The organism is Pyxidicoccus caerfyrddinensis, assembly GCF_010894405.1.
GTDB classification, from domain to species: Bacteria; Myxococcota; Myxococcia; order Myxococcales; family Myxococcaceae; genus Myxococcus; species Myxococcus caerfyrddinensis.
In genome coordinates, this window is record NZ_JAAIYA010000011.1 from 300222 (window position 1) to 319112 (window position 18891).

The following is an 18891-nucleotide window of genomic DNA, read 5'->3' on the forward strand; positions in this document are numbered from 1 at the left end:
GCGACCCGCCCCGTGCTCCCTCGCCAGGGCGCACGGGGCCGGGGCAGGGCCGGCGCGCTACTCGCGCGTCGGCTCCTTCGTGCCCTCCATCTCCTCCTCGAGCTTGCGCTGGGCGTCCGTCACGCTCGCCTGCTGCTCGCGCGGGGTACCGGTGGGCAGGTCATGCTCCTCGCCCCGCGAGCGGCCCTCGATTCCGGGCCATGGCTCCGGCCGCGTGGCCTGCACATGCTCGATGTGCTCGGCGTAGCCCTTCTCGCCGCCCGCATTGCGCTTGTTCTCGTCCGGCTTGTCCTTCTTCGCCATGGCGCTGTCCTCCCGCGTTGAGTGACTCCGACGTGCCTCGTGGCGGTAACGGTGGGACGCCTCGGGCGGGCTGACCACCCGCGAGCAGGCGGAATGGCTCGCTTCCCCGCCTGCTGGACAGGCATGGAAAAAAGCCCGGCAGCCGAGCGCGTTCGCTGCTTAACTTCGCTTCAATGAACGACGACATGACACGCGAACGGCTTGCCCAGGGTGTGTCGGAGTTGGAGGCACGCGTGGGACAGCCGCTGCCACTTGCTCGAGCGCTGCACGAGGCCCTCCTCGGCGCGGTGTTCCCGCTCACCGCCGAGGAGCTGGCCCTGGTGGCGCGGGAGAACGAGGCCCCGCCCATGGTGCTCTCGCTGCTGGGAGGTCTTCCTCGCGGCCGCTTCGACTCCGCGGACGCGGTGGCCGTGGCGCTGGAGGGCGCGCTGTCCGGCGACGAGGCCTCCGACTCGCAGCCCCCCGTCACGCCCACGCGCTGATCGCGTGCACCCCACCGCGCGGCGCGCGAAGTGAGGCGGACAGGCTCGCAATCCCCGCGATTGCCGCCGCCTTCACTGTCACTGCAGGTTTTCCTCGGGAAGCCTCCCGCGAGGGAAGAGGGCCTGGGGGGATGCGACGCGTCAGGGTCTCCCCGTATGCTGCCTGGTGCGCGCCGCACCCGGAGAACGCAAGTGGGAGGAGGCGCTATCCTAGGCCCTACCAGCCTGGCCCCCTTCGGGAACCCCGGCCAGGAGGAGCGTCATGAACCCGTCTGAACTCCCCGCGGTGCTGTACGTCGATGACGACGCTCTGAACCTGCGGGTCTTCGACGCGAACTTCGGGCAGCGCTTCCGCATCTTCCGCAGCTCCTCGCCCAACGAAGCGCTGGCGCTGCTGGAGCAGCGGCGCGGCGAGATTGGCGTCATCCTCTCCGACCAGCGCATGCCGGGCATGACGGGCGTGGAATTGCTGGAGCGTGCGCGCACCATTGCGCCCGACGCCAAGCGCATGCTCGTCACGGCGTACGCGGACATGCAGGCCGTCATCGACGCGGTGAACCGCGGCCAGGTGACGCGCTACTTCGTCAAGCCGTGGGACCGCGCGGAGCTGCAGTCCGCGCTGGACGACGCGCTGAAGATTGCCCGGCTGGAGCTGCGCATCCGCGAGGTGGAAGGACGGATGCTGAAGTCCGAGCGCCTGGCCACGCTGGGACAGGTGACGGCGGGCATCGCCCACGAGCTGATGGGCCCGGTGGGCTACCTCTCGCAGAACGTGGTGTCGCTGCAGCGAGACCTCGCGAGCGTCATCCAGTACGTGTCGAAGCACCTGCAGGTGGACCCGAACGCGCAGGTGGCGGAGACGGTGGAGGACCTGCCCGCGCTCATCAAGGACCTGGCGGACGGTGCCGAGCACCTGCGGCAGGTGGCGCTGGGCCTGCGCGCGCAGGCGCGCGGCGAGGACCACGAGGCGACGGCGGACGTGGCCGAAGTCGTGTCCTTCGCGGTGAAGCTGGCGCGCGCGGAGGTGCGGGACAAGGCGCGGCTGACGAGCAACGGCGAGCCGGTGCGCGTCACCTTCGGGCCGGTGAAGCTGTGCCAGGTGTGCTCAACCTCATCGTCAACGCGTCGCAGGCCATGACGGGCACGGGCCGACAGGGCCGCATCGAGGTGCGGTGGTCGGCGCGCCCCGAGGAGGTGGTGCTCACCGTGGCGGACAACGGCTGCGGCATTCCCCTCGAGCTGCAGGAGCGCGTCTTCCAGCCGCTCTTCACCACCAAGCCGGTGGGCATCGGCACCGGGCTGGGGCTGTCCATCTGCAAGGAGCTGGTGACGCAGTTCGGCGGCAACCTGCGCCTGTCCTCCACGCCGGGCGAGGGGACGGAAATCGAAATCACCCTCCGGCGAGCCCAGCACCCCTGAGCCCGAAGGCGTTGCTCAGCATGCGCCACACGCGGTGCAGCGTCTCGCCCTCGGCGGGACGCACGCCTTCCACCAGGACCGCGCGGCGCGGCGCTTCGTCCTCCAGCGCGTACTCCACCACCAGCGCGTAGCGCGGGCCGGGCCGCTCCACCATGTGCACGGCCTTCACCGCGTCGAAGGGCACCAGCTCCGCGCGCGTGGCTCCGGGCGTCCACGCCAGGTGCTCCACGCGCAGCGACTCCGAGCGGAAGTGCAGCACGAAGCGCCGCCGGCCCAGCCGCGACTCCAGCCGCAGCGCCAGGCCCACCAGCCCCGCCGCGGCCAGGGCCAGCGCCGCCGCCGGCAGCGTGCCGCCCTCCAGCCCGACGAGCACCGCCGCGCCCACGGTGCACCCCAGTGCCACCCCCACGCACAGGCCCGGCAGGATGCGCCTGTCCCACGGGGGAGGCAGTGACTCGCCCACCAGGCGGCCGCCGTCGTAGCGCAGCCTCACGTCGCCCAGCAGGGCGGGCACCCGGTTGTCCAGCAACGCGTCCTCGAAGCTCGCCACACAAGCAGCATAGCGGGCCTCGAAGGCGAGCCTCGAAGTTGGCGCAGAGCTGTGAGAATCTCCGCGGATATGGATCTCCCGTTCGAAACCGGGGACGGCGAGGGTGGCGAGGGGGGAACACTCGCCTCGACGGTGTTGGTGGTGGACGACGAGCCTGTCGTCCTGGACATCTGCGCGCGCCTGCTGGAGCGCGAGCCTGACCTGGCGGTGACGCTGGCCCAGAGCGCCGAGGAGGCGCTGCCGCTGCTGGCGCAGCAGCGCTTCGACGTGCTGGTGACGGACAAGAACCTGCCCGGCCTGGGCGGGGTGGAGCTCATCGCCGAGGCGCGGCGCCTGCAGCCCTCGCTGGAGGCGCTGATGATTACCGCCTACGCCAGCTCCGAGTCCGTCATCGCCGCCTTCGCGGCCGGCGCCAGCGACTACATCCTCAAGCCCTTCGATGACCTGCGCGTGCTGCGCGCCAAGGTGCGTGCCGCCCTGGAGCGCGGCAGCTCCGGCGTGCGCGTGCGCGAGCAGTCGCGAGAGGTGGCCCGCGAGGCCGCCGTGCTGCTGGCCGCCGGGCAGGACGCGCCCGAGCCCGCCCACGAGGCGCTGGAGGAGGAGCTGCGCGCCTACGAGGAGTCCGTGCGCGTGGGCCTCAACGGCCGGGTGGCGGTGGTGGGCAGCACCGAGGCGGTGGCCGTGCTGAGGGAGCACGGCTTCGAGACGCTGGAGCTCGCGCCCTACGCGCCCGAGTTGCAGAGCGTGGACGTCGTCATCGTGGAGACGGGCGACCCGCAGTGGCGCACGCTGGCCGAGCGGCTCCAGCGCCGGCCTCCAGACGTGCTGCTGCTGGCCAGCCCCCAGGCCGACCTGGGAGACCTGCTGGAGGCGATTACGCTCCGCATGGACCTGGTGGGCTTCGGCAGCACCCACGGCGCCAGCGCGCTGCCGGAAAAGGTGCGGATGCTGCTCCTGCGCCGGGGTGTCGAGCGGGCACAGGACCGGCTCGCCTCCGCGCTCGCGGCCTTCCGCCAGAGCATCCCCACGCCGCCTGCCTGAAGCCCGGGGCGGGCCCGTGTGGCCCACTCCCGCGGCGGCGCTCCCAGTTGGGGGCGCCGCATCGCCGTGGCCCGCAAAGCAAAACGCCCACCTTCTTTTCAGAAGGTGGGCGTCTTAGTGACCCTGCCGGGATTCGAACCCGAGTTTGAGCCGTGAGAGGGCTCCGTCCTAACCACTAGACGACAGGGCCAGACACTGTTTCAACCGGTGCTAACTGCTGGTGCTTCCTACATTTTCCGTCTGCCCTCGTCAACCATTCCTTCGTGCTGCTGGTTGCTTCGGACCGCCGGGTTCTGCGAGCTGGGGAACTAGGATTCGAACCTAGATAAGCAGAGTCAGAGTCTGCTGTCCTGCCGTTAGACGATTCCCCAAGGACCCAACTGCGGCGCTTCTCTACCAACACCGCCTCTCGACTGCAACAACTTAGAGGCGGTGGTTGCTGCTGCCTGCCTGCTGCTACTTCTTCTTCGCCGGCTTCGGATTCTCCGGCTTCTTCACCGTCCTGGCCGCCTGCTGCGTCGGGACGATGTAGATGCGAACCTCGTCGTTCGCCTCGTAAATGTTCAAGCCCGCGAAGTTCTTCCCCGAGGGATTGACGATGTGGACCGCCTTCACGCCCGGCTGGTTGACGATCTGCCGGCGAGGGTAGTTCGAGGTCGAATACACGCTCTTGTAGTAGTCGACCGTCGCCTCGAAATCCCTCGGCGCCCGGTAGCGGTTCTCGCCGACCTTCTGCGAGCCGTCCGGGAGCTGCGCGCCGCTGACCACCTCGGCGCCCGCCGCGGTTGCCCAGAGGGCGAACAGCGCCGTCCCGAGCGGGCGCGCCTTATAGAAATGGCGTTTCAGGCTGTCAAGCGCTCGCATCATGGACATGGGCCGAAGATAGGTTCCGCTTCCGTAGACGTCCACCGATTCCAGGTCCTGACGTTCAGCCGCGAGCGAGCGCCGCGTCGATGCGCCGCAGGGCCTCGTCACGGCCCACCAGGAGCAGCGTCTCGCCGATGCCAGGGCTGGTGGTGTTGCCGGTGACGGCCACGCGGATGGGCTGCGCAATCTTCCCCATGCCCACGCTCGCGGCCTCGCTCACCGTCTTCACCACGCCGTCCAGCGCCTCCACCTTCCACTCGGGCAGGGCGACGAGCGCCTCGCGCGCCTTGCGCAGCAGGTTCAGCGAGTCGCCGGCGAGGTGCTTGGCCGCGGCCTTCTCGTCCAGGGTGATGCCGGAACGGAAGTAGACGTTGGCCGCCGTGGTGGCCATCTCCTCGAGCGTGTTGGAGCGCTCGCGCAGGGCGCGCACCAGCGGCTCCAGGCGCGCGTCGCCCTTCACGTGGACGCCCTTGGCCTCGAGGAACGGCAGGAGCCGCTCGGCGATGACGGACTCCGGCAGCAGCTTCATCCACTGCTGGTTGAGCCACAGCAGCTTCTCCGGGTTCCACACGCCGGAGGTGGTGCCCACGTCGGAGAAGTCGAACCACTGGAGCATCTGCTCGCGGGAGATGACCTCGTCGTTGCCGTGGCTCCAGCCCAGGCGGATGACGAAGTTGAGCAGCGCCTCCGGGAGGATGCCGTTGCGCTTGTGCAGCATCACATCCGCTTCCGGGTGCTTGCGCTTGGACAGCTTCTCGCGGTCCGGCCCGAGGATGAGCGGCAGGTGGGCGAAGTCCGGCGGCTGCCAGCCCAGCGCCTTGTAGAGCATCAGCTGCGGGAAGGTGGAGTTGACGTGCTCCTGCCCGCGCGCGACCAGCGTGATGTCCATCAGGTGGTCATCGATGACGCAGCCGTAGTTGTAGAGGGGGATGCCGTCCGCGCGCATCATGACCCAGTCGTCCAGGTCCGAGTACGGCTTGGTGATGACGCCCAGCGCCTTGTCGTCGAAGGAGACGCTGCCCTCGCCCGACGGCATCTTGAAGCGGAGGACCGCGTCCTCCGCGCGCTTGCCCGCCGGCGGGGCCTTCAGCTCGCGGCAGGTGCCCGGGTACTTGAAGGCGCCGCCCGTCTTCTCCGCGGCCTGGCGCTGCACGTCCAGCTCCTCGCGGGTGCAGTAGCAGCGGTACGCCTTGCCGTCGGCGATGAGCTTGTCCGCGTGCTCGCGGTAGGTGTCCAGCCGCTGCATCTGGAAGTAGGGCGCGTAGGGGCCCTCCTTGCCCGGGCCCTCGTCCCACTCCAGGCCCAGCCAGTTGAGGCCGTCGAGGATGGCCTGCACCGACTCGGGCGTGGAGCGGCCCTGGTCCGTGTCCTCGACGCGCAGGATGAAGGTGCCGCCCTGGCGCCGGGCCTGGAGGTAGTTCATCAGCGCCGTGCGGGCACCGCCGATGTGGAGGTAGCCGGTAGGCGAGGGAGCGAAGCGGACGCGAGGGGCGGAAGGCATACGGGCGCGCGGATTAGCAGGAGGAGGGTGGGGGGTCAACGCGCACGGCCGTTTCGGAAGCCGTACGACCCAAAGCCACTGGGGTAAGCTGCGCGGCCAGGGAGAACACGAATGTCGATTCGTCAGGTATTTCGCACGTTGCTGCTGGCGGCCTTCCTGGGCGCCGTTCCGGCGAGCGCCACCACCCAGCTCAAGGTGGAGCTGTCCGAGCTCGCACAGGGCGCGGACGCCGTCGTCCACGGCGTCGTCCGGCGGGTGGAGAGCCGCTGGAGCGGCGACAAGATGCGCATCGTCACCGACGTGGAAATCCAGGTGACGGAGTCCCTCAAGGGGCAGCCGGGCGGCACGGTGCTCGTCACCCAGCCCGGTGGCCGCGTGGGCGACGTGGGGCAGGTGGTGCACGGCCTGGCCTCCTTCACCGCGGGCGAGGAGGTGGTGGTGTTCCTGGAGAAGCGCGGCGCGCGCGCCTTCCGCGTGTCCTCGATGGCCCAGGGCAAGTACCAGGTGAAGCGCGACGCCGACGGGAAGGCGGCCCTCGCGGTGCCGGAGCCCTCGGAAGCGCTGCTGCTGGACCCCGTCACCCGCAAGCCCACCGCGAGCGCGCTCCAGCCGCTGTCACTGGAGGCGCTCAAGGCCGCCGTGCGCACCGCGCTCGAGTCCGCGCCGAAGGGACAGACGCCGTGATTTCGCTCGCGCCCCTGATGGTGGCCCTGGCGCTGGGCCAGACGGACCCGTACGTGCGCAGCCGCGTGGACGCGGGCGACACGAACACCCAGTGCCTCTACTGGACAGCCACGCGCGTCACCTGGCAGCAGAGCAGCTACGGCAACCCGGCCACGCAAGGGGAGACGGAGTTCGATGCGATGCGCCGCTCCTTCCAGAGCTGGCAGAACATCTTCACCCAGTGCGGCAACCTCGTCCTGGAAGAGGGCCCCCGCGTCGCGGACCGCGAGGTCGGCTACAAGCGCGAGGGGGACAACCGCAACCTGGTGCTCTTCCGCGACAGGGACTGCAACACGGTGGTGTCCGCGACGGACGCGTGCTGGGACGACGACACCTGCGCCAACAAGTTCGACTGCTGGGAGGATGACGACAACACCATCGCCATCACCCTCACCACGTACGACGAGCGCTCGGGCATCATCTACGACTCGGACATCTCCTTCAACGCGGCGCGCTTCGCCTTCACCACCGCGGACGGCACCGCCTGCTTCCCGCCGGTGACGACCAACTGCGTGGCCACGGACGTGCAGAACACGGCCACGCACGAGATTGGCCACTTCATCGGGCTGGACCACACCCGCGCGACGGGCTCCACCATGAACCCGAGCGCTCCGCCGGGCGAGGTGTCCAAGCGCACCATCGACACCGGCTCGCACGACTTCGTCTGCGCGGTGTACCCCAAGGGCCAGGCGAGCCAGGCGTGCCTCCACCCCGCGGCCGAGCAGGAGCTGGGGCCCAAGGCGAGCACCGGCTGCGCCGCCACCGGCCCGAGCGCGCTGCTGCCCGCGCTGGCCGCGTGGGCGCTGTGGCTGGTGCGCCGCCGCCGCGATGAGGTGTCCCGGTGAGCAGGGCGCTCCTGGTGCTCACGGCCGCGCTGCTCGGGGCCGCTCCCGCGCTGGCGCAGGACGAGGATGTACCCTTCCGGCGCACCGTGGTACCGGGGCGGCCGCTGTGCCTGCTGTGGCCGGGGCGCGACTACGTCTACCACCTGGACGCGGCCGGCAGCGCGCGCACGCCGGGCGACACCGAGGTGGCCGCCATCGAGGCCTCCTTCGAGTCCTGGCGCACGTTGTCGAAGACGTGCAGCGACTACAGCTTCCGCCGCGGCCAGGACTGGAGCCTGCCGGTGAAGGTGGGCTACGACCAGGAGCAACCGTTCAACAACTACAACATCGTTACCTTTCGCGAGACGGCGTGCCCGGACGTGGTCCCCGCGGAGGACCCGTGCTGGGAAGAGGAGACGTGCGGCAACGTCTACGAGTGCTGGGAGCACGGCGAGGGCACCATCGGCCTCACCACCTCCACCTTCAGCTTCCGTGACGGGCGCGTGCTGGACGCGGACATCGAGCTGAACGGCTCGCAGCCCGGCGGCCGCGTGGGCTTCCTCTTCACCACGGTGGACGCCCCGGTCTGCGACTTCGAGCCGGCGACGGACTGCGTGGCGACGGACCTGCAGAACACGATGACGCATGAGATTGGCCACGTGGTGGGGCTGGACCACGTCTTCGCGCCGGGCTCCACCATGGAGGCCACCGCGCCGCCGGGGGAGACGGGCAAGCGCGTCATCGACCCCGGCTCCGGCGCCGGCTTCTGCTCCATCTACCCGCGCGGCCTGCCGCCCAACCAGTGCTTCTTCCGTCCGGGGGCGGGCATCACGGTGCAGGCCGACGGCCGCGGCACCGGCTGCGCGGCGGCGCCCGGTCCGCTGGCGCTGGGCGCGGTGCTGGCCACCCTGGCGCTCGTGCGGCGCAGGGCGGCCAGGCAGCCGGGGGCGCGGGACGGCGCCGCGGCCCCGCGCGGACGGGGTTAGAGGTCCACAGCGTGGCCGTCGCCTTCTTCGACCTGGACAAGACGCTCATCGCGGCCAACTCCGGCTCGCTGTGGGTGCGCCGCGAGCTGGAGTTGGGGCACATCACCCGGCTGCAGGCGCTGCGCGCCAGCCTGTGGATAGCCCGCTACCACCTGGGCTTCGTCTCCATGCAGGACGCGGTGGCGCGCGCCATCGCCCAGCTCGCGGGCTCGCTGGCGGAGCCCATCCGCGAGCGCACCGCCGTCTTCTACGAGGAGCAGGTGCGCCCCCTCTACCGGCCGGGCGCGCGGGTGGCGCTGGAGGAGCACCGCCAGGCGGGAGACCGACTGGTGCTGCTCACGTCGTCCTCGGGCTACCTGTCGGAACTGGTGGCGCGGGAGCTGGGGCTGGACGCGGTGCTGTGCAACCGCTTCGAGGTGGATGGCGAGGGGCGGCACACCGGCCGGCCGCTGGGCGTCATCTGCTTCGGCGCGGGCAAGCGCACCGTGGCAGAGGCCTATGCGCGCGAGGCCGGCGTGGCGCTGTCCACGTGCGCCTTCTACACGGACTCGTACTCGGACCTGCCGGTGATGGAGGTGGTGGGGCGGCCGGTGGCCGTGCACCCGGACCACCGGCTCAAGCGCGAGGCCCGAAGGCGCGGCTGGCCGGTGGTGAGCTGGGGCGTGCCCGCGGGAGGCGCCCCGGCCGCACCGCCCGCGCCGCCGGTGGTCCCCTCCACGGGGCCCTGACGTCAGCGCGGGGAGACGCCGCCGGGGATTGAAGGCCGGCGGCGGGGACGGCTCTCAGCGCCTGGGCGCCACCAGGTTCATGCTGAAGGTGTAGTCCACGTTCACCGGGTGGCCCTGGTAGAGGATGGGCTTGTAGGTGCGCGACTGGAGCGCCTCCAGCACCGCCGTCTCCATGTACTTCACCGGCTTGAGGATGCGGCAGTTCTGCACGCGGCCCTTCTGGGTGATGGTGCAGCGGACGATCATCGAGCCCTGGGACTTCGAGGCCATCGCCTCGCGCGTGTAGATGATGTCCTTCGTCTGGTCGAGCAGCTCCGGGCGGGCCATGTCGTCGTTGTAGGGCAGCACGTCGCCGCGCGCGGAGGCCAGGGCCGCCGTGGGCAGCACCGGCACCGCCAGGCCACCGGACACCGCCTTGGCCGGCGTGGCCGCTGCTGCGGCGCCCACCGCGCCAGCCGGGGCGGGCTCGGGAGGCGGCGGGGCAGAGGGAGCCAGCATCACCGGGGCGGACATGCCGCCGGGCGTGGCCACCGGCTCCGCGGCCTCCACCTCGTCCGTGGCGGAGGAGGCCGAGGCCACCTCCACGTTGCCGCCGCGGCCAGCACCACCGCCGCGCCGCTTCTGCAGCTTCTGGGACAGCACCACCTCGCCGGAGCCGCCCGCGACGACGGTCTCCATCTGGTAGCCCTCCAGCGCGAAGGTGAGCTCCACCGTGACGGAGCCGTCCTGGCCCGGGGGAATCTCCAGGGTGAAGGGCGTCGTGCCCCGCTCCTTGCCCCGGTAGAAGACGCGCGCGCCGCTCGGCTGGCTCATCAGCTTGAAGCGCACCTTGCCGTTGCCGGGCGTCGCGGCCGGCTCCTGTGCGGCGGCGGCGACGGGCGCGGCCGGGGCGGCGGGCGCCTGGGCCACCGGCTCCGGCTTCGGCTCGTCACCCTTGCCCTTCATCAGGAAGAGCACCGCGCCACCGGCGATGAGGCCCGCCACCACGATGCCGACCAGGCCTCCCGTCAGCAGCGTGCGCTGCCGGGCGCGCTTCACCTCGCGGGGCACCTCCACGCTGATGTCCACCGCGATCGTGTCGCCGGAGGACTCCTGCGTGTTGCCCGAGCTGGCGAACAGCGCCGGGGACGGGTAGGGGCCCGTCGTCGTCGCGCCACCCGGGCGCTTGAAGATGCCGCTGTTGCCGCCCGCGGCCATGCTGCCGTCGCGCAGCCCCTCCAGCACCTCGTCCATCGTCTGGAAGCGCTTCGCCGGGTCCTTCTCCAAGCAGCGGCGTACCACCGCCTCGATTTCCGGCGGCACGTTGAGGTCCGGGCGCACCTGCTGGAAGGTGGGCGGGGCCTCTTTGTAGTGGGCGAAGATGAGCTCGATGTGGTCTCTCGCGATGAACGGCGGGCGGCCCATCAGCATCTGGAAGAGGACGATGCCCAGCGAGTACACGTCGCTGCGCGCGTCGGTGACGTTGCGCGCCTGCTCGGGCGCCATGTACTGCGGCGAGCCGAGGAAGGTGCCGTTCTGGGTGATCTCCGGGGAGATCTGCCCCTCCTGCGGCGCGGCCACCGACTTCACGAGGCCGAAGTCCAGCACCTTCACCAGGTCCTGATCCGACTCGTTCAGGAGCATGATGTTGGCGGGCTTCAAGTCCCGGTGGACGATGCCCAGGCTGTGCGCCTCGCGCAGCGAGCGGCAGATCTGCTGCGCCACGGAGATGGCGCGCTGCCACGTCAGCGGCCCCGCCTGGCCGAGCACCTGGGCCAGCGTGCGGCCGTCCAGGTACTCCATGGCGATGTAGTAGATGCCGTCGTCCGTCTGCCCGTAGTCGATGACGGTGACGGTGTTGGGGTGGCGCAGCTTGGAGGTGAGCGAGGCCTCGCGCAGGAAGCGCTTCTGGAACCCCGGGTCCTTGCTGCTCTGGAAGGTGGGGTTGAGCACCTTGAGCGCCACCACGCGCTCCAGCGGAGCCTGCAGGGCGCGGTACACCTTGCCCATTCCTCCGACGCCCAGTGGCTCCAGGATGCTGAAGCGGCCGTTGAGGGTCCGTCCGATGAGCGGATCAGCGCCCGTGCCAGCAGGTGCCTCGGGGTTCGACGCGTCGCCCTTGATCATTCGTAGCCCCTGACAGCAAGCAACATGGATTCTCCAGGAGTGTGGCGAGTCGGCATCAAACCACAAATTCCCGGAGAGACGCAGCCCTGGGATGTCCTCTTGAGCACGTCTGGTTGCTCTCGAAGGCGTGCCCAACCCTGGAGGGCGGTGTGGGCGGATGGAGGGCGCGGCCCCCTTTGACGCTTCTTCGCCCTCCGGACTAGCGTGATGCGTCCGGCGCTTCAGGGCTGAAGCAGGCCGGAAGCGCTGATGTCCGACACCCCCAATCATCCCGTGAATGCGCAGGTGCGCCGGCTCTCGGTGCAGGAGCGACTGAGCGAGCTGGAGGCCGAGCAGGCCCGGCTGCGCCGTGAGCTCGTGTCGCTCGCGGGCGAGCTGCGCCTGCCGGGCATGTACCTCACCATCGACGCGGCGAGCACCAGCGCGCTGCTGGCCGCGGACTCGGTGCAGGAGGTGGTGCGGCTGGTGGAGATGGAGCCGCTGCCGGGCGCGCCGCCGCACATCGCGGGGACGTTCGTCTACCGGGGCAGCCCGGCGGTGGTGGTGGACCTGGCCGCGCTCATGGGCGTGCGCCGCGTGCCGGACCTGGACGCTCACCTGGTCATCTGCAAGGGCGCGCGCACGGTGGCGGTGCTGGTGGACCGGGTGAGGGACCTGGTGGAGTCGCCCGTGCTGGTGGACGGGTCGCCCGACGGGACGGAGGCCCTGCCCTGGGATGCGACGGGACTGATGGCGGGGCTGTGCCGCACGCCGGAGGGCGTTCGCCCGCTGCTGCGCACCTCGGCGGTGCTGGTGGGGTCGGAGGGGTTGTGAGCGAGGCGGTGCTCGACGATGCGACGCTCGTCCGCGTCGAGGAGGTGCTCCGGGCGGCCTGTGGCCTGACGCTGGCACGCAGCCTGCGCCGCTCGCTGGAGACGGCGCTGACGCGGGCCTCCGAGGCGCGCGGGCTGGCGCCGGACGACTTCCTGCGAAACCTCCTGCTGCGCGAGTCCGCGGCGGTGGAGAGCTTCATCGAGCACGCCGTCATCGGCGAGACGTACTTCTTCCGTCACCCGGAGCAGCTGCGCGCCCTGGCGCGGCTGGCGCAGGCGCACGCCGGCCCCTTCTTCCACGTGTGGAGCGCGGGCTGCGCGAGCGGCGAGGAGCCCTACAGCATCGCCATGGCGCTGCTGGCGTCGGGCATGCCGGAGGGGCGCTTCCGCGTGCTGGCCACCGACGTGTCGGGCCGGGCACTGCAGCGTGCGCGCGAGGGCGCCTACGGGCCGTGGTCGCTGCGCCGCATCGAGCCGGAGCTGGAGAAGCGCTTCCTGGTGGCGCGGGACGAGCAGCTCTCCGTGGTGCCGCTGGTGCGGCGCACCGTGGACTTCCGGCGCCACAACCTCGCGGTGGACGTGCCGCCCGCGCAGGGGTTCGCCGCCATCTTCTGCCGCAACGTCCTCATCTACTTCCCGCCGGAGCTGGTGCGCGACGTGCTGGTGCGCTTCATCGAGGCGCTCGCCCCGGGCGGGATGCTCTTCGTGTCGCCCGCCGAGGTGCCCCTCACCAACGGCCTGGGCCTGGAGACGGTGGACGCCGAGGGCAGCGTGGCGCTGCGCGTGCCGACGGCGGGTGTGACGCGCCCCGCGCCGGCCGTCGCCCGACTGGAGCGCCCGCGTCCCGTGCCCGTGCCGCCGCGGCGGATCATCTCCGCGCTGCCGCTGCCCATGCCGGAGCCCGTGCCCCCGCCGCCCGTCGCGCGCGTGGAGGCACCCGCCTCGGCGGATCCGCTGGCGCGCGCGCTGGACGCCGCCCGCACGGGCCGCTTCGAGGAGGCCGAGGCGCTGGCGCGCGAGGCGGCGAAGGGGCTGGTGCCCGAGGCGTACCTGCTGCTGGCGATGGTGGCGGAGGGGCGGGGCGACTTGAACGGGGCGGTGGAGGCGGTGCGCAAGGCGCTGTACCTGGAGCCGCAGCTGGCGCTCGGGCACGCGACGCTGGTGGCGCTGTACGGGCGGTTGGACCGGCGCGAGGACGCGGAGCGCGCGAGGCAGAACGCCCTGCGCGCGCTGGACGGCCTGGACGACGAGCAGCCGCTGCGCGGGGTGGAGACGATGACCGCCGGAGGCCTGCGACAGGCCCTGGTGCCGAGGACGCAGGCCGGATGGCAGGGCGCGCGCTGAAGTGGCTCGCGCCCGCGTGTAGGTGGGAGGCAACGTGGACGTCAAAGGGACGAAGCTGACACTGCCGGGACAGGCCGCGGTGGGACGGCTCAGCCTGAGGGTCAAGATCCTCGCCGTCACCGGGGTGACGGGGCTGCTGGTGGCTGGCATCCTCATCCTGGCGTTCTGGGTGCAGATGGGCGCCGCGCAGCGCGAGGACCTGTCCCGCCGCTCCCACATGGTGAGCGCGGAGCTGGCGAAGACGCTCACGCCCATGCTGGTGACGAGCTCCGACCCGGGGAAGCTCCAGGCCTCGGCGCACGGGGTGCTGCGCCACGTGCCGGACGTGGCCTACGTGCTGGTGCGCGACGCGCGGGGAGAGCTGGTGGCCGAGGTCGCCGCCGAGCGCTTCGCGGGCGAGGACACGGCGGCGCCCGAGGGCGACGAGCCGGTGGACCGCCGGCTGAGCGTCAACGGGCAGAACGTGGTGGAGTCCACGACGCCCATCCTCGCGCCGTCCGCCACGGCGGGCGCCGCGCCCCAGCGGGTGGGCACGGTGCAGGTGGCGCTCCACGAGGAGGCGCTGGCCGACGCGCTGCGCGACACCACGCGCTTCACGGTGGTGCTCGGCGTGCTCATCCTCGCGGGCTGCCTCGTGGGGGCCTGGCTGATGTCGGGGCTGCTCATCGTGCCGCTGGACCGGCTGGCGCACGCGGCCGCCGGCATCGCCGCGGGCAACCTGCGCCAGGAGGTCGACACCCGGGGCCGGGACGAGATTGGCGACGTGGCGCGCAGCTTCGCGGTCATGGCGGACGCGCTCTTGCACCTGCTCCAGGATCTACGCGGCGCCGCGTCGGAGATGGAGCGCGAGGCTACGGGCGTGCTGGCCACCTCCACCCAGCAGTCGGCCATGGCGCACCAGCAGGCCTCCGCCATCAACGAGACCAGCACCACGGTGGCGGAGATTGCCCAGACGTCCAAGCAGGCCACCGCGTACGCGGACTCGGTCATCTCCCAGACGCAGAAATCGGAGTCGCTCAGCGCGGAGGGCCAGAAGGTCGTCGCGGAGAGCGTGTCCGGCATGGAGAAGCTGGGCGACCAGGTGAAGGCCATCGCCCTGTCGATTACGGACCTGAGCGAGCGCACGCTGCAGATTGGCGACATCATCAGCACGGTGAAGGACGTGGCCGAGCAGTCGAACCTGCTGGCGCTCAACGCCTCCATCGAAGCGGCCAAGGCGGGCGAGCACGGCCGCGGCTTCGCGGTGGTGGCCACGGAGATGCGCACGCTGGCGGAGCAGTCGCGCATCGCCGCGGACCAGGTGCGCGGGCTGCTCAACGAGGTGCAGAAGGGCACCCGCGCGGCCGTCAGCGCCACCGAGGAGGGCAGCCGGCGCGCACAGGCGGCCATGGAGCTGGCGCGCGGCGCGGGCAACACCATCCTCGGCCTGTCGGAGGTCATCCGGGAGTCCTCGGGCGCGGCGCGCCAGATTGCCGGCAACACGCGCCAGCAGACCATTGGCGTGGAGCAGATCTCCGCGGCCATGGGGGAGCTGACCTCCGCCATGGGTGATGCGGTGGAGCAGACCCGGCGCATCGAGCAGGTGGCAGGCAACCTGACGAATCTTTCCAGGCGGTTCTCGGACCTGGTGGGTAGGTACCAGTTATGACGAATACGGTGGCGGCAGGACGGCGGGCCATGAAGGTGCTCATCGTCGAGGACACGAAGACCATCACCAACCTGCTCCAGGTGTACCTGATGGGGTGGGGCCTGGAGTTCTTCGACGCGCCCAACGGCGCGCTGGGGCTCACGCGGGCGAGGGACTTGAAGCCGGACCTCATCATCTCCGACGTGCAGATGCCGGAGATGGACGGGTTCGCGCTCTGCGCGGCGGTGCGGGCGGACCCGAACCTCCACGGCACGCCCTTCATGATGCTCACCTCGCTGAAGGACGACGCGAGCCGGCAGAAGGGCAAGCTGGTGGGCGCCAGCGCGTTCCTCAACAAGCCGGTGTCCGTGGATGACCTGCGCTCGAAGGTGCGCGACATCCTGAAGCTGCCCGCCACCCGGTACTAGGCCCATGCCCGGCGACGACGCGAAGGTGGAGATCGACTATTCCGCGCTGCGGCGGCAGCTCGACGAGGCGAACGCCCTGCTCGAGGGCACGCAGAAGGTCAGCCCGGAGCGGCGGCGCGAGGTGCTCGGCGCGCGGGCCCGGGCCCTGGCCGAGTCGCGCCACGAGGAGCGCCAGGAGGTGCTCTCCGTGCTGGCCTTCCAGGTGGGCGGCGAGCGCTATGCGGTGCGCATCGAGCACGTGGACCACGTGCTGGAGGCGCGCGGAATCGCCTCGCTGCCGGGGGCGCCGAGGCACGTGCTGGGCGCGCTGGTGAGCCGCTCGCGCGTGGTGCCGGTGCTGGACCTGCGCCAGTTGCTGGGGCTGGAGGGCGGCGGCATGTCGGACCTGGGCAAGGTGGTGGTGGTGGAGCTGGGCGAGGAGAGCTTCGGGCTGGCGGCGGAAGGTGTGGAGGGACGCAAGGAGCTGCCGAGGACGGAGCTGTCGCAGCCGCCGCCGGGGCCCTTCCTGTTCCTCACGCAAGACCGGTTGACGGTGCTGGACCTGGAGCAGCTCGGGGGGCCCTCGGGCGCGCTGCCAGAGGGGGAATAGAGGCGCGCCATGGACGCACAGCTCTTGCGCAGCATCTGGCCGGTGTTCTCCGCGGAGACTCGCGAGCAGATCCAGGCCATCGGGTCGAAGGTGCTGGGCCTGGAGGGCCCCGCGCAGGAGCGTGAGCCGGACCTGCTGCCGTCCCTCAAGCGCCTGGTGCACAGCCTCAAGGGCTCTGCGGCCAGCCTGGGGCTGGACGACATCGAGCAGGTCGTGCACGCCATCGAGGACGGGCTCTCCACCTTCAAGCCGGAGGAGCGGCTGCCGCGCGACGCGGTGGAGTCCATGCTGCGCGGCCTGTCCGCGATTGAAACCGCCATGGGCCGTGGCGACGCGGGCCAGTCTCCCGTGGTGGACGGGCTGGGCGCGCTGCTGTCGGCGCTGGGCCGCGAGGGCTCGGTGCCGGCGCCCGCGGGTGGCGCGAGCAGCGGCGTGGCGAAGGGGCTGGACGCGCTGGAGTCGCTGGAGGCGGCGCTGGGCGCGCTGTGCTCGCCGGACGTGCCGGACCGCGCGGGGGTGGTGCGTACGGCGGTGGAGCGCGCTCGCGCGCTGAGGCACACGGCCGAGGAGACCGGGGCGGAGAAGGTGGCCTCGCTGGCGGAGGCCGCGGCGCTGGCCTTCACGCGCATGGAGCCCGGTGGCGACGCCGCGGGCATGGCCGCGTCCGACGTGGCGGGCACGCTGGTGGACCTGCGGGCCGCGCTGGAGGCTTCGGGCGGCGCGGGCGCGGTGGAGCGCGCCGTGGAGGCGCTGCGCTCGGTGCCGGCGCCGTCGTCGTCGTCGGAGGGCTCGGGCGTGCAGGCGACGGCCGGGGCCTCGCAGGCGGCGAGCGGCGCGGCGGACCGCTCGGTGCGCGTGTCGGTGAAGACGCTGGAGTCGCTCGCGCTGCAGGTGGAGCTCCTGATGGCGGGCCGGGCGCAGCAGACCCGGCGTGGCGAGGCGCACCGCGTGCTGATGGACGGCATGCACGAGGTGCTGCTGCACCTGGAGCGCGCGTCGTCGCAGCTCACCCTGTCGGGCGGCGGGCCGGCGCTGGAGCCGCTGCGCTCGGGCGTGACGCTGATGCGGGGCCTGCAGAAGCGCCTGCTGGAGCTGACGAAGGAGTCGCACCGCGACGGCGAGCAGCTCTCGCTGGTGGTGCAGGTGGCGCGCGACGACCTGCGGGACTTGCGCATGGTGCCGTCGTCGACGGTGCTGGAGCCGCTGCGGCGCACTGTGCGCGAGGTGTCCGCGCGGCTGAACAAGGAAGTGTCGCTGGACCTGGTGGGCGGGGACGTGCGGTTGGACCGGCGCATCCTCGACGCGCTGAAGGACCCGCTGCTGCACCTGGTGCGCAACGCCATCGACCACGGGCTCGAGTCCACGACGGATCGCCGCGCGGCGGGCAAGTCGGAGACGGGGCGGCTGTCGGTGCGGGTGGAGCCCCGGGGCACGCGCATCGCGGTGGTGGTGGAGGATGACGGCTCCGGCCTGTCTCCGGAGCGGGTGCGGGCCACGGCGGTGCGCCGGGGGCTGCTCACCGTGGAGGCCGCGGAGAAGTTGACGGACGCGCAGGCGGCGCGGCTGGTGTTCCAGCCCGGCTTCTCCACGCGCGAGCAGGTGACGGCCACCTCCGGACGGGGCGTGGGGCTGGACGTGGTGCAGGCCACCGCGCAGCGGTTGCAGGGCTCGGTGGACGTGGACTTCACGGCGGGGAAGGGGACGCGCTTCACGGTGGACCTGCCGCTGACGCTGGCCGCGGCGCTGGGGCTGCTGGTGCGCACGGGCACGACGGTGTCCGCGATTCCCTCCGACAGCGTGAAGCGCGTGCTGCGCCTGACGCCCCAGGACGTGGGCACGGTGGCGGGCCGCGTGGTGGCGCGCGTGGACGGCGAGCAGCTCACCTTCCTGCCGCTCGCGGAGTCCATCGGCCTGCCGCGGCTGCCCATGGCGCTGGACACGGGGAAGCTGCAGACGGCGGCGCTCTTGTCCGTGGGCGACGACAAGGTGCTGTTCGCCATCGACGAGGTGGTGGGCCAGCAGGAAATCGTCGTCCGCTCTCTCGGGCGGCACGTGCAGGGCGTGCGGCACCTGGCGGGCGCGGCGGTGCTGGACGACGGCCGTGTGGTGCCGGTGCTCAACGCGACGGAATTGGTGCGGGCGGCCCGGCCGGAGACGCGCTCCTCGCCGACGGCGCAGGCGACGCGGCCTCGCATCCTGGTGTGCGACGACGCGCTCACCACGCGCTTCGCCATGAAGTCGCTGCTCGAAATCGCCGGCTATCCGGTGGTGACGGCGGCGGATGGCGAGGAGGCGTGGGGCGTGCTGGAGCGCTCGCCCTGCCAGCTCGTGGTGAGTGACTGGCAGATGCCCCGGCTGGACGGCGTGGGGCTCGCCCGGCGCATGAAGGCGCACCCGACGCTGCACCGCACGCCCATCATCCTCGTCACCTCGCTCGACAGCCCGGAGGACCGGGCCGCGGGCCTGGAGGCGGGCGCGGATGGCTACCTCGTCAAGCGCGAGGTGGAGCGCGGGAAGCTGCTGGAGCTGGTGCGGCAGTTGCTGCCCGCGTCCTGAGGTGC

Annotated in this window: 17 protein-coding genes, 2 tRNA genes and 1 pseudogene; 13 read left to right on the forward strand and 7 right to left on the reverse strand. The window is 71.7% G+C overall.

The window, feature by feature from the left end; genetic code table 11:
- Window positions 1–57: 57 nt before the first annotated feature.
- Window positions 58–303 carry a hypothetical protein gene (locus tag G4D86_RS27090; protein WP_163996934.1) on the reverse strand — a complete coding sequence of 82 codons (246 nt, stop codon included), beginning with the start codon at window positions 301–303 and terminating at the stop codon, window positions 58–60.
- Window positions 304–488: 185 nt separating this feature from the next.
- On the opposite strand from G4D86_RS27090, the gene G4D86_RS27095 reads away from it, so the two are divergent.
- Window positions 489–785: a DUF2795 domain-containing protein gene (locus G4D86_RS27095; protein WP_163996935.1), complete on the forward strand. Its 297-nt coding sequence runs from the start codon at window positions 489–491 to the stop codon at window positions 783–785.
- A 262-nt stretch (window positions 786–1047) separates the two neighbouring features.
- A pseudogene (locus tag G4D86_RS27100) lies at window positions 1048–2204 on the forward strand (sensor histidine kinase).
- Here G4D86_RS27100 and G4D86_RS27105 read toward each other — a convergent pair.
- The gene (locus G4D86_RS27105) at window positions 2176–2754 is read right to left on the reverse strand and encodes a hypothetical protein (RefSeq protein ID WP_163996936.1); all 579 of its coding nucleotides are present in this window, start codon (window positions 2752–2754) and stop codon (window positions 2176–2178) included. The pseudogene G4D86_RS27100 and the gene G4D86_RS27105 sit on opposite strands and share 29 nt — an antisense overlap.
- Window positions 2755–2823: 69 nt before the next feature.
- Here G4D86_RS27105 and G4D86_RS27110 point away from each other — a divergent pair, with 69 nt between their 5' ends.
- Window positions 2824–3795: a response regulator gene (locus G4D86_RS27110; RefSeq protein ID WP_205519753.1), complete on the forward strand. Its 972-nt coding sequence runs from the start codon at window positions 2824–2826 to the stop codon at window positions 3793–3795.
- 118 nt (window positions 3796–3913) lie between these two features.
- On the opposite strand, the gene G4D86_RS27115 is transcribed toward G4D86_RS27110, so the two are convergent.
- From G4D86_RS27115 to gltX, 4 genes are all read right to left on the reverse strand, one after another.
- A tRNA-Glu gene (locus G4D86_RS27115) sits at window positions 3914–3985 on the reverse strand.
- 110 nt (window positions 3986–4095) lie between these two features.
- Window positions 4096–4166 (reverse strand) — tRNA-Gln (locus G4D86_RS27120).
- 85 nt (window positions 4167–4251) lie between these two features.
- The gene (locus tag G4D86_RS27125) at window positions 4252–4662 is read right to left on the reverse strand and encodes a hypothetical protein (RefSeq protein WP_163997044.1); all 411 of its coding nucleotides are present in this window, start codon (window positions 4660–4662) and stop codon (window positions 4252–4254) included.
- A gap of 61 nt (window positions 4663–4723) precedes the next feature.
- Window positions 4724–6163, reverse strand: a complete 1440-nt coding sequence (gene gltX, locus G4D86_RS27130) for a glutamate--tRNA ligase (RefSeq protein ID WP_163996938.1) — start codon at window positions 6161–6163, stop codon at window positions 4724–4726.
- 111 nt (window positions 6164–6274) lie between these two features.
- Here gltX and G4D86_RS27135 point away from each other — a divergent pair, with 111 nt between their 5' ends.
- From G4D86_RS27135 to G4D86_RS27150, 4 genes are read left to right on the forward strand one after another with little or no spacing between them, the layout of a single operon-like run.
- Window positions 6275–6847: a hypothetical protein gene (locus G4D86_RS27135; protein ID WP_163996939.1), complete on the forward strand. Its 573-nt coding sequence runs from the start codon at window positions 6275–6277 to the stop codon at window positions 6845–6847.
- A complete protein-coding gene (locus G4D86_RS27140; protein ID WP_163996940.1) occupies window positions 6844–7731 on the forward strand; it encodes a myxosortase-dependent metalloprotease, MXAN_2677/MXAN_2678 family in 888 nt (295 codons plus the stop codon). The genes G4D86_RS27135 and G4D86_RS27140 overlap by 4 nt, the downstream gene beginning before the upstream one ends.
- A complete protein-coding gene (locus G4D86_RS27145) occupies window positions 7728–8696 on the forward strand; it encodes a myxosortase-dependent metalloprotease, MXAN_2677/MXAN_2678 family (RefSeq protein WP_163996941.1) in 969 nt (322 codons plus the stop codon). Before G4D86_RS27140 ends, G4D86_RS27145 begins: the two co-directional genes overlap by 4 nt.
- A gap of 11 nt (window positions 8697–8707) precedes the next feature.
- A complete protein-coding gene (locus tag G4D86_RS27150) occupies window positions 8708–9424 on the forward strand; it encodes an HAD family hydrolase (RefSeq protein ID WP_163996942.1) in 717 nt (238 codons plus the stop codon).
- A 54-nt stretch (window positions 9425–9478) separates the two neighbouring features.
- Here the strand turns inward: G4D86_RS27150 and G4D86_RS27155 are convergent, their stop codons facing one another.
- Entirely contained in the window at window positions 9479–11530 is a 2052-nt protein-coding gene (locus G4D86_RS27155; RefSeq protein WP_163996943.1) for a TonB family protein, read from the reverse strand.
- A gap of 249 nt (window positions 11531–11779) precedes the next feature.
- On the opposite strand from G4D86_RS27155, the gene G4D86_RS27160 reads away from it, so the two are divergent.
- Genes G4D86_RS27160 through G4D86_RS27185 form a run of 6 tightly spaced genes read left to right on the forward strand, consistent with a single transcriptional unit; the run spans window position 11780 to window position 18886 of the window.
- Window positions 11780–12343: a chemotaxis protein CheW gene (locus tag G4D86_RS27160; protein WP_163996944.1), complete on the forward strand. Its 564-nt coding sequence runs from the start codon at window positions 11780–11782 to the stop codon at window positions 12341–12343.
- Window positions 12340–13686, forward strand: a complete 1347-nt coding sequence (locus G4D86_RS27165; protein WP_163996945.1) for a CheR family methyltransferase — start codon at window positions 12340–12342, stop codon at window positions 13684–13686. The genes G4D86_RS27160 and G4D86_RS27165 overlap by 4 nt, the downstream gene beginning before the upstream one ends.
- 34 nt (window positions 13687–13720) lie before the next feature.
- Complete coding sequence (locus G4D86_RS27170) at window positions 13721–15334, forward strand: methyl-accepting chemotaxis protein (protein ID WP_240360492.1); 1614 nt, start codon at window positions 13721–13723, stop codon at window positions 15332–15334.
- Window positions 15335–15363: 29 nt separating this feature from the next.
- Entirely contained in the window at window positions 15364–15741 is a 378-nt protein-coding gene (locus G4D86_RS27175; protein WP_163996947.1) for a response regulator, read from the forward strand.
- A gap of 4 nt (window positions 15742–15745) precedes the next feature.
- Window positions 15746–16330, forward strand: a complete 585-nt coding sequence (locus G4D86_RS27180) for a chemotaxis protein CheW (RefSeq protein ID WP_163996948.1) — start codon at window positions 15746–15748, stop codon at window positions 16328–16330.
- Window positions 16331–16339: 9 nt separating this feature from the next.
- Complete coding sequence (locus G4D86_RS27185; RefSeq protein ID WP_163996949.1) at window positions 16340–18886, forward strand: hybrid sensor histidine kinase/response regulator; 2547 nt, start codon at window positions 16340–16342, stop codon at window positions 18884–18886.
- Window positions 18887–18891: the final 5 nt, after the last annotated feature.

What these genes read in the sequence shown, in the direction of transcription:
- G4D86_RS27160 (WP_163996944.1), top strand. Translation starts at nt 11,780, where the DNA reads ATGTCCGACACCCCCAATCATCCCGTGAATGCGCAGGTGCGCCGGCTC.
- G4D86_RS27125 (WP_163997044.1), bottom strand. Translation starts at nt 4,662, where the DNA reads ATGATGCGAGCGCTTGACAGCCTGAAACGCCATTTCTATAAGGCGCGC.
- G4D86_RS27110 (WP_205519753.1), top strand. Translation starts at nt 2,824, where the DNA reads ATGGATCTCCCGTTCGAAACCGGGGACGGCGAGGGTGGCGAGGGGGGA.
- G4D86_RS27095 (WP_163996935.1), top strand. Translation starts at nt 489, where the DNA reads ATGACACGCGAACGGCTTGCCCAGGGTGTGTCGGAGTTGGAGGCACGC.
- G4D86_RS27155 (WP_163996943.1), bottom strand. Translation starts at nt 11,530, where the DNA reads ATGATCAAGGGCGACGCGTCGAACCCCGAGGCACCTGCTGGCACGGGC.
- G4D86_RS27175 (WP_163996947.1), top strand. Translation starts at nt 15,364, where the DNA reads ATGAAGGTGCTCATCGTCGAGGACACGAAGACCATCACCAACCTGCTC.
- G4D86_RS27135 (WP_163996939.1), top strand. Translation starts at nt 6,275, where the DNA reads ATGTCGATTCGTCAGGTATTTCGCACGTTGCTGCTGGCGGCCTTCCTG.
- G4D86_RS27180 (WP_163996948.1), top strand. Translation starts at nt 15,746, where the DNA reads ATGCCCGGCGACGACGCGAAGGTGGAGATCGACTATTCCGCGCTGCGG.
- G4D86_RS27090 (WP_163996934.1), bottom strand. Translation starts at nt 303, where the DNA reads ATGGCGAAGAAGGACAAGCCGGACGAGAACAAGCGCAATGCGGGCGGC.
- G4D86_RS27185 (WP_163996949.1), top strand. Translation starts at nt 16,340, where the DNA reads ATGGACGCACAGCTCTTGCGCAGCATCTGGCCGGTGTTCTCCGCGGAG.
- gltX (WP_163996938.1), bottom strand. Translation starts at nt 6,163, where the DNA reads ATGCCTTCCGCCCCTCGCGTCCGCTTCGCTCCCTCGCCTACCGGCTAC.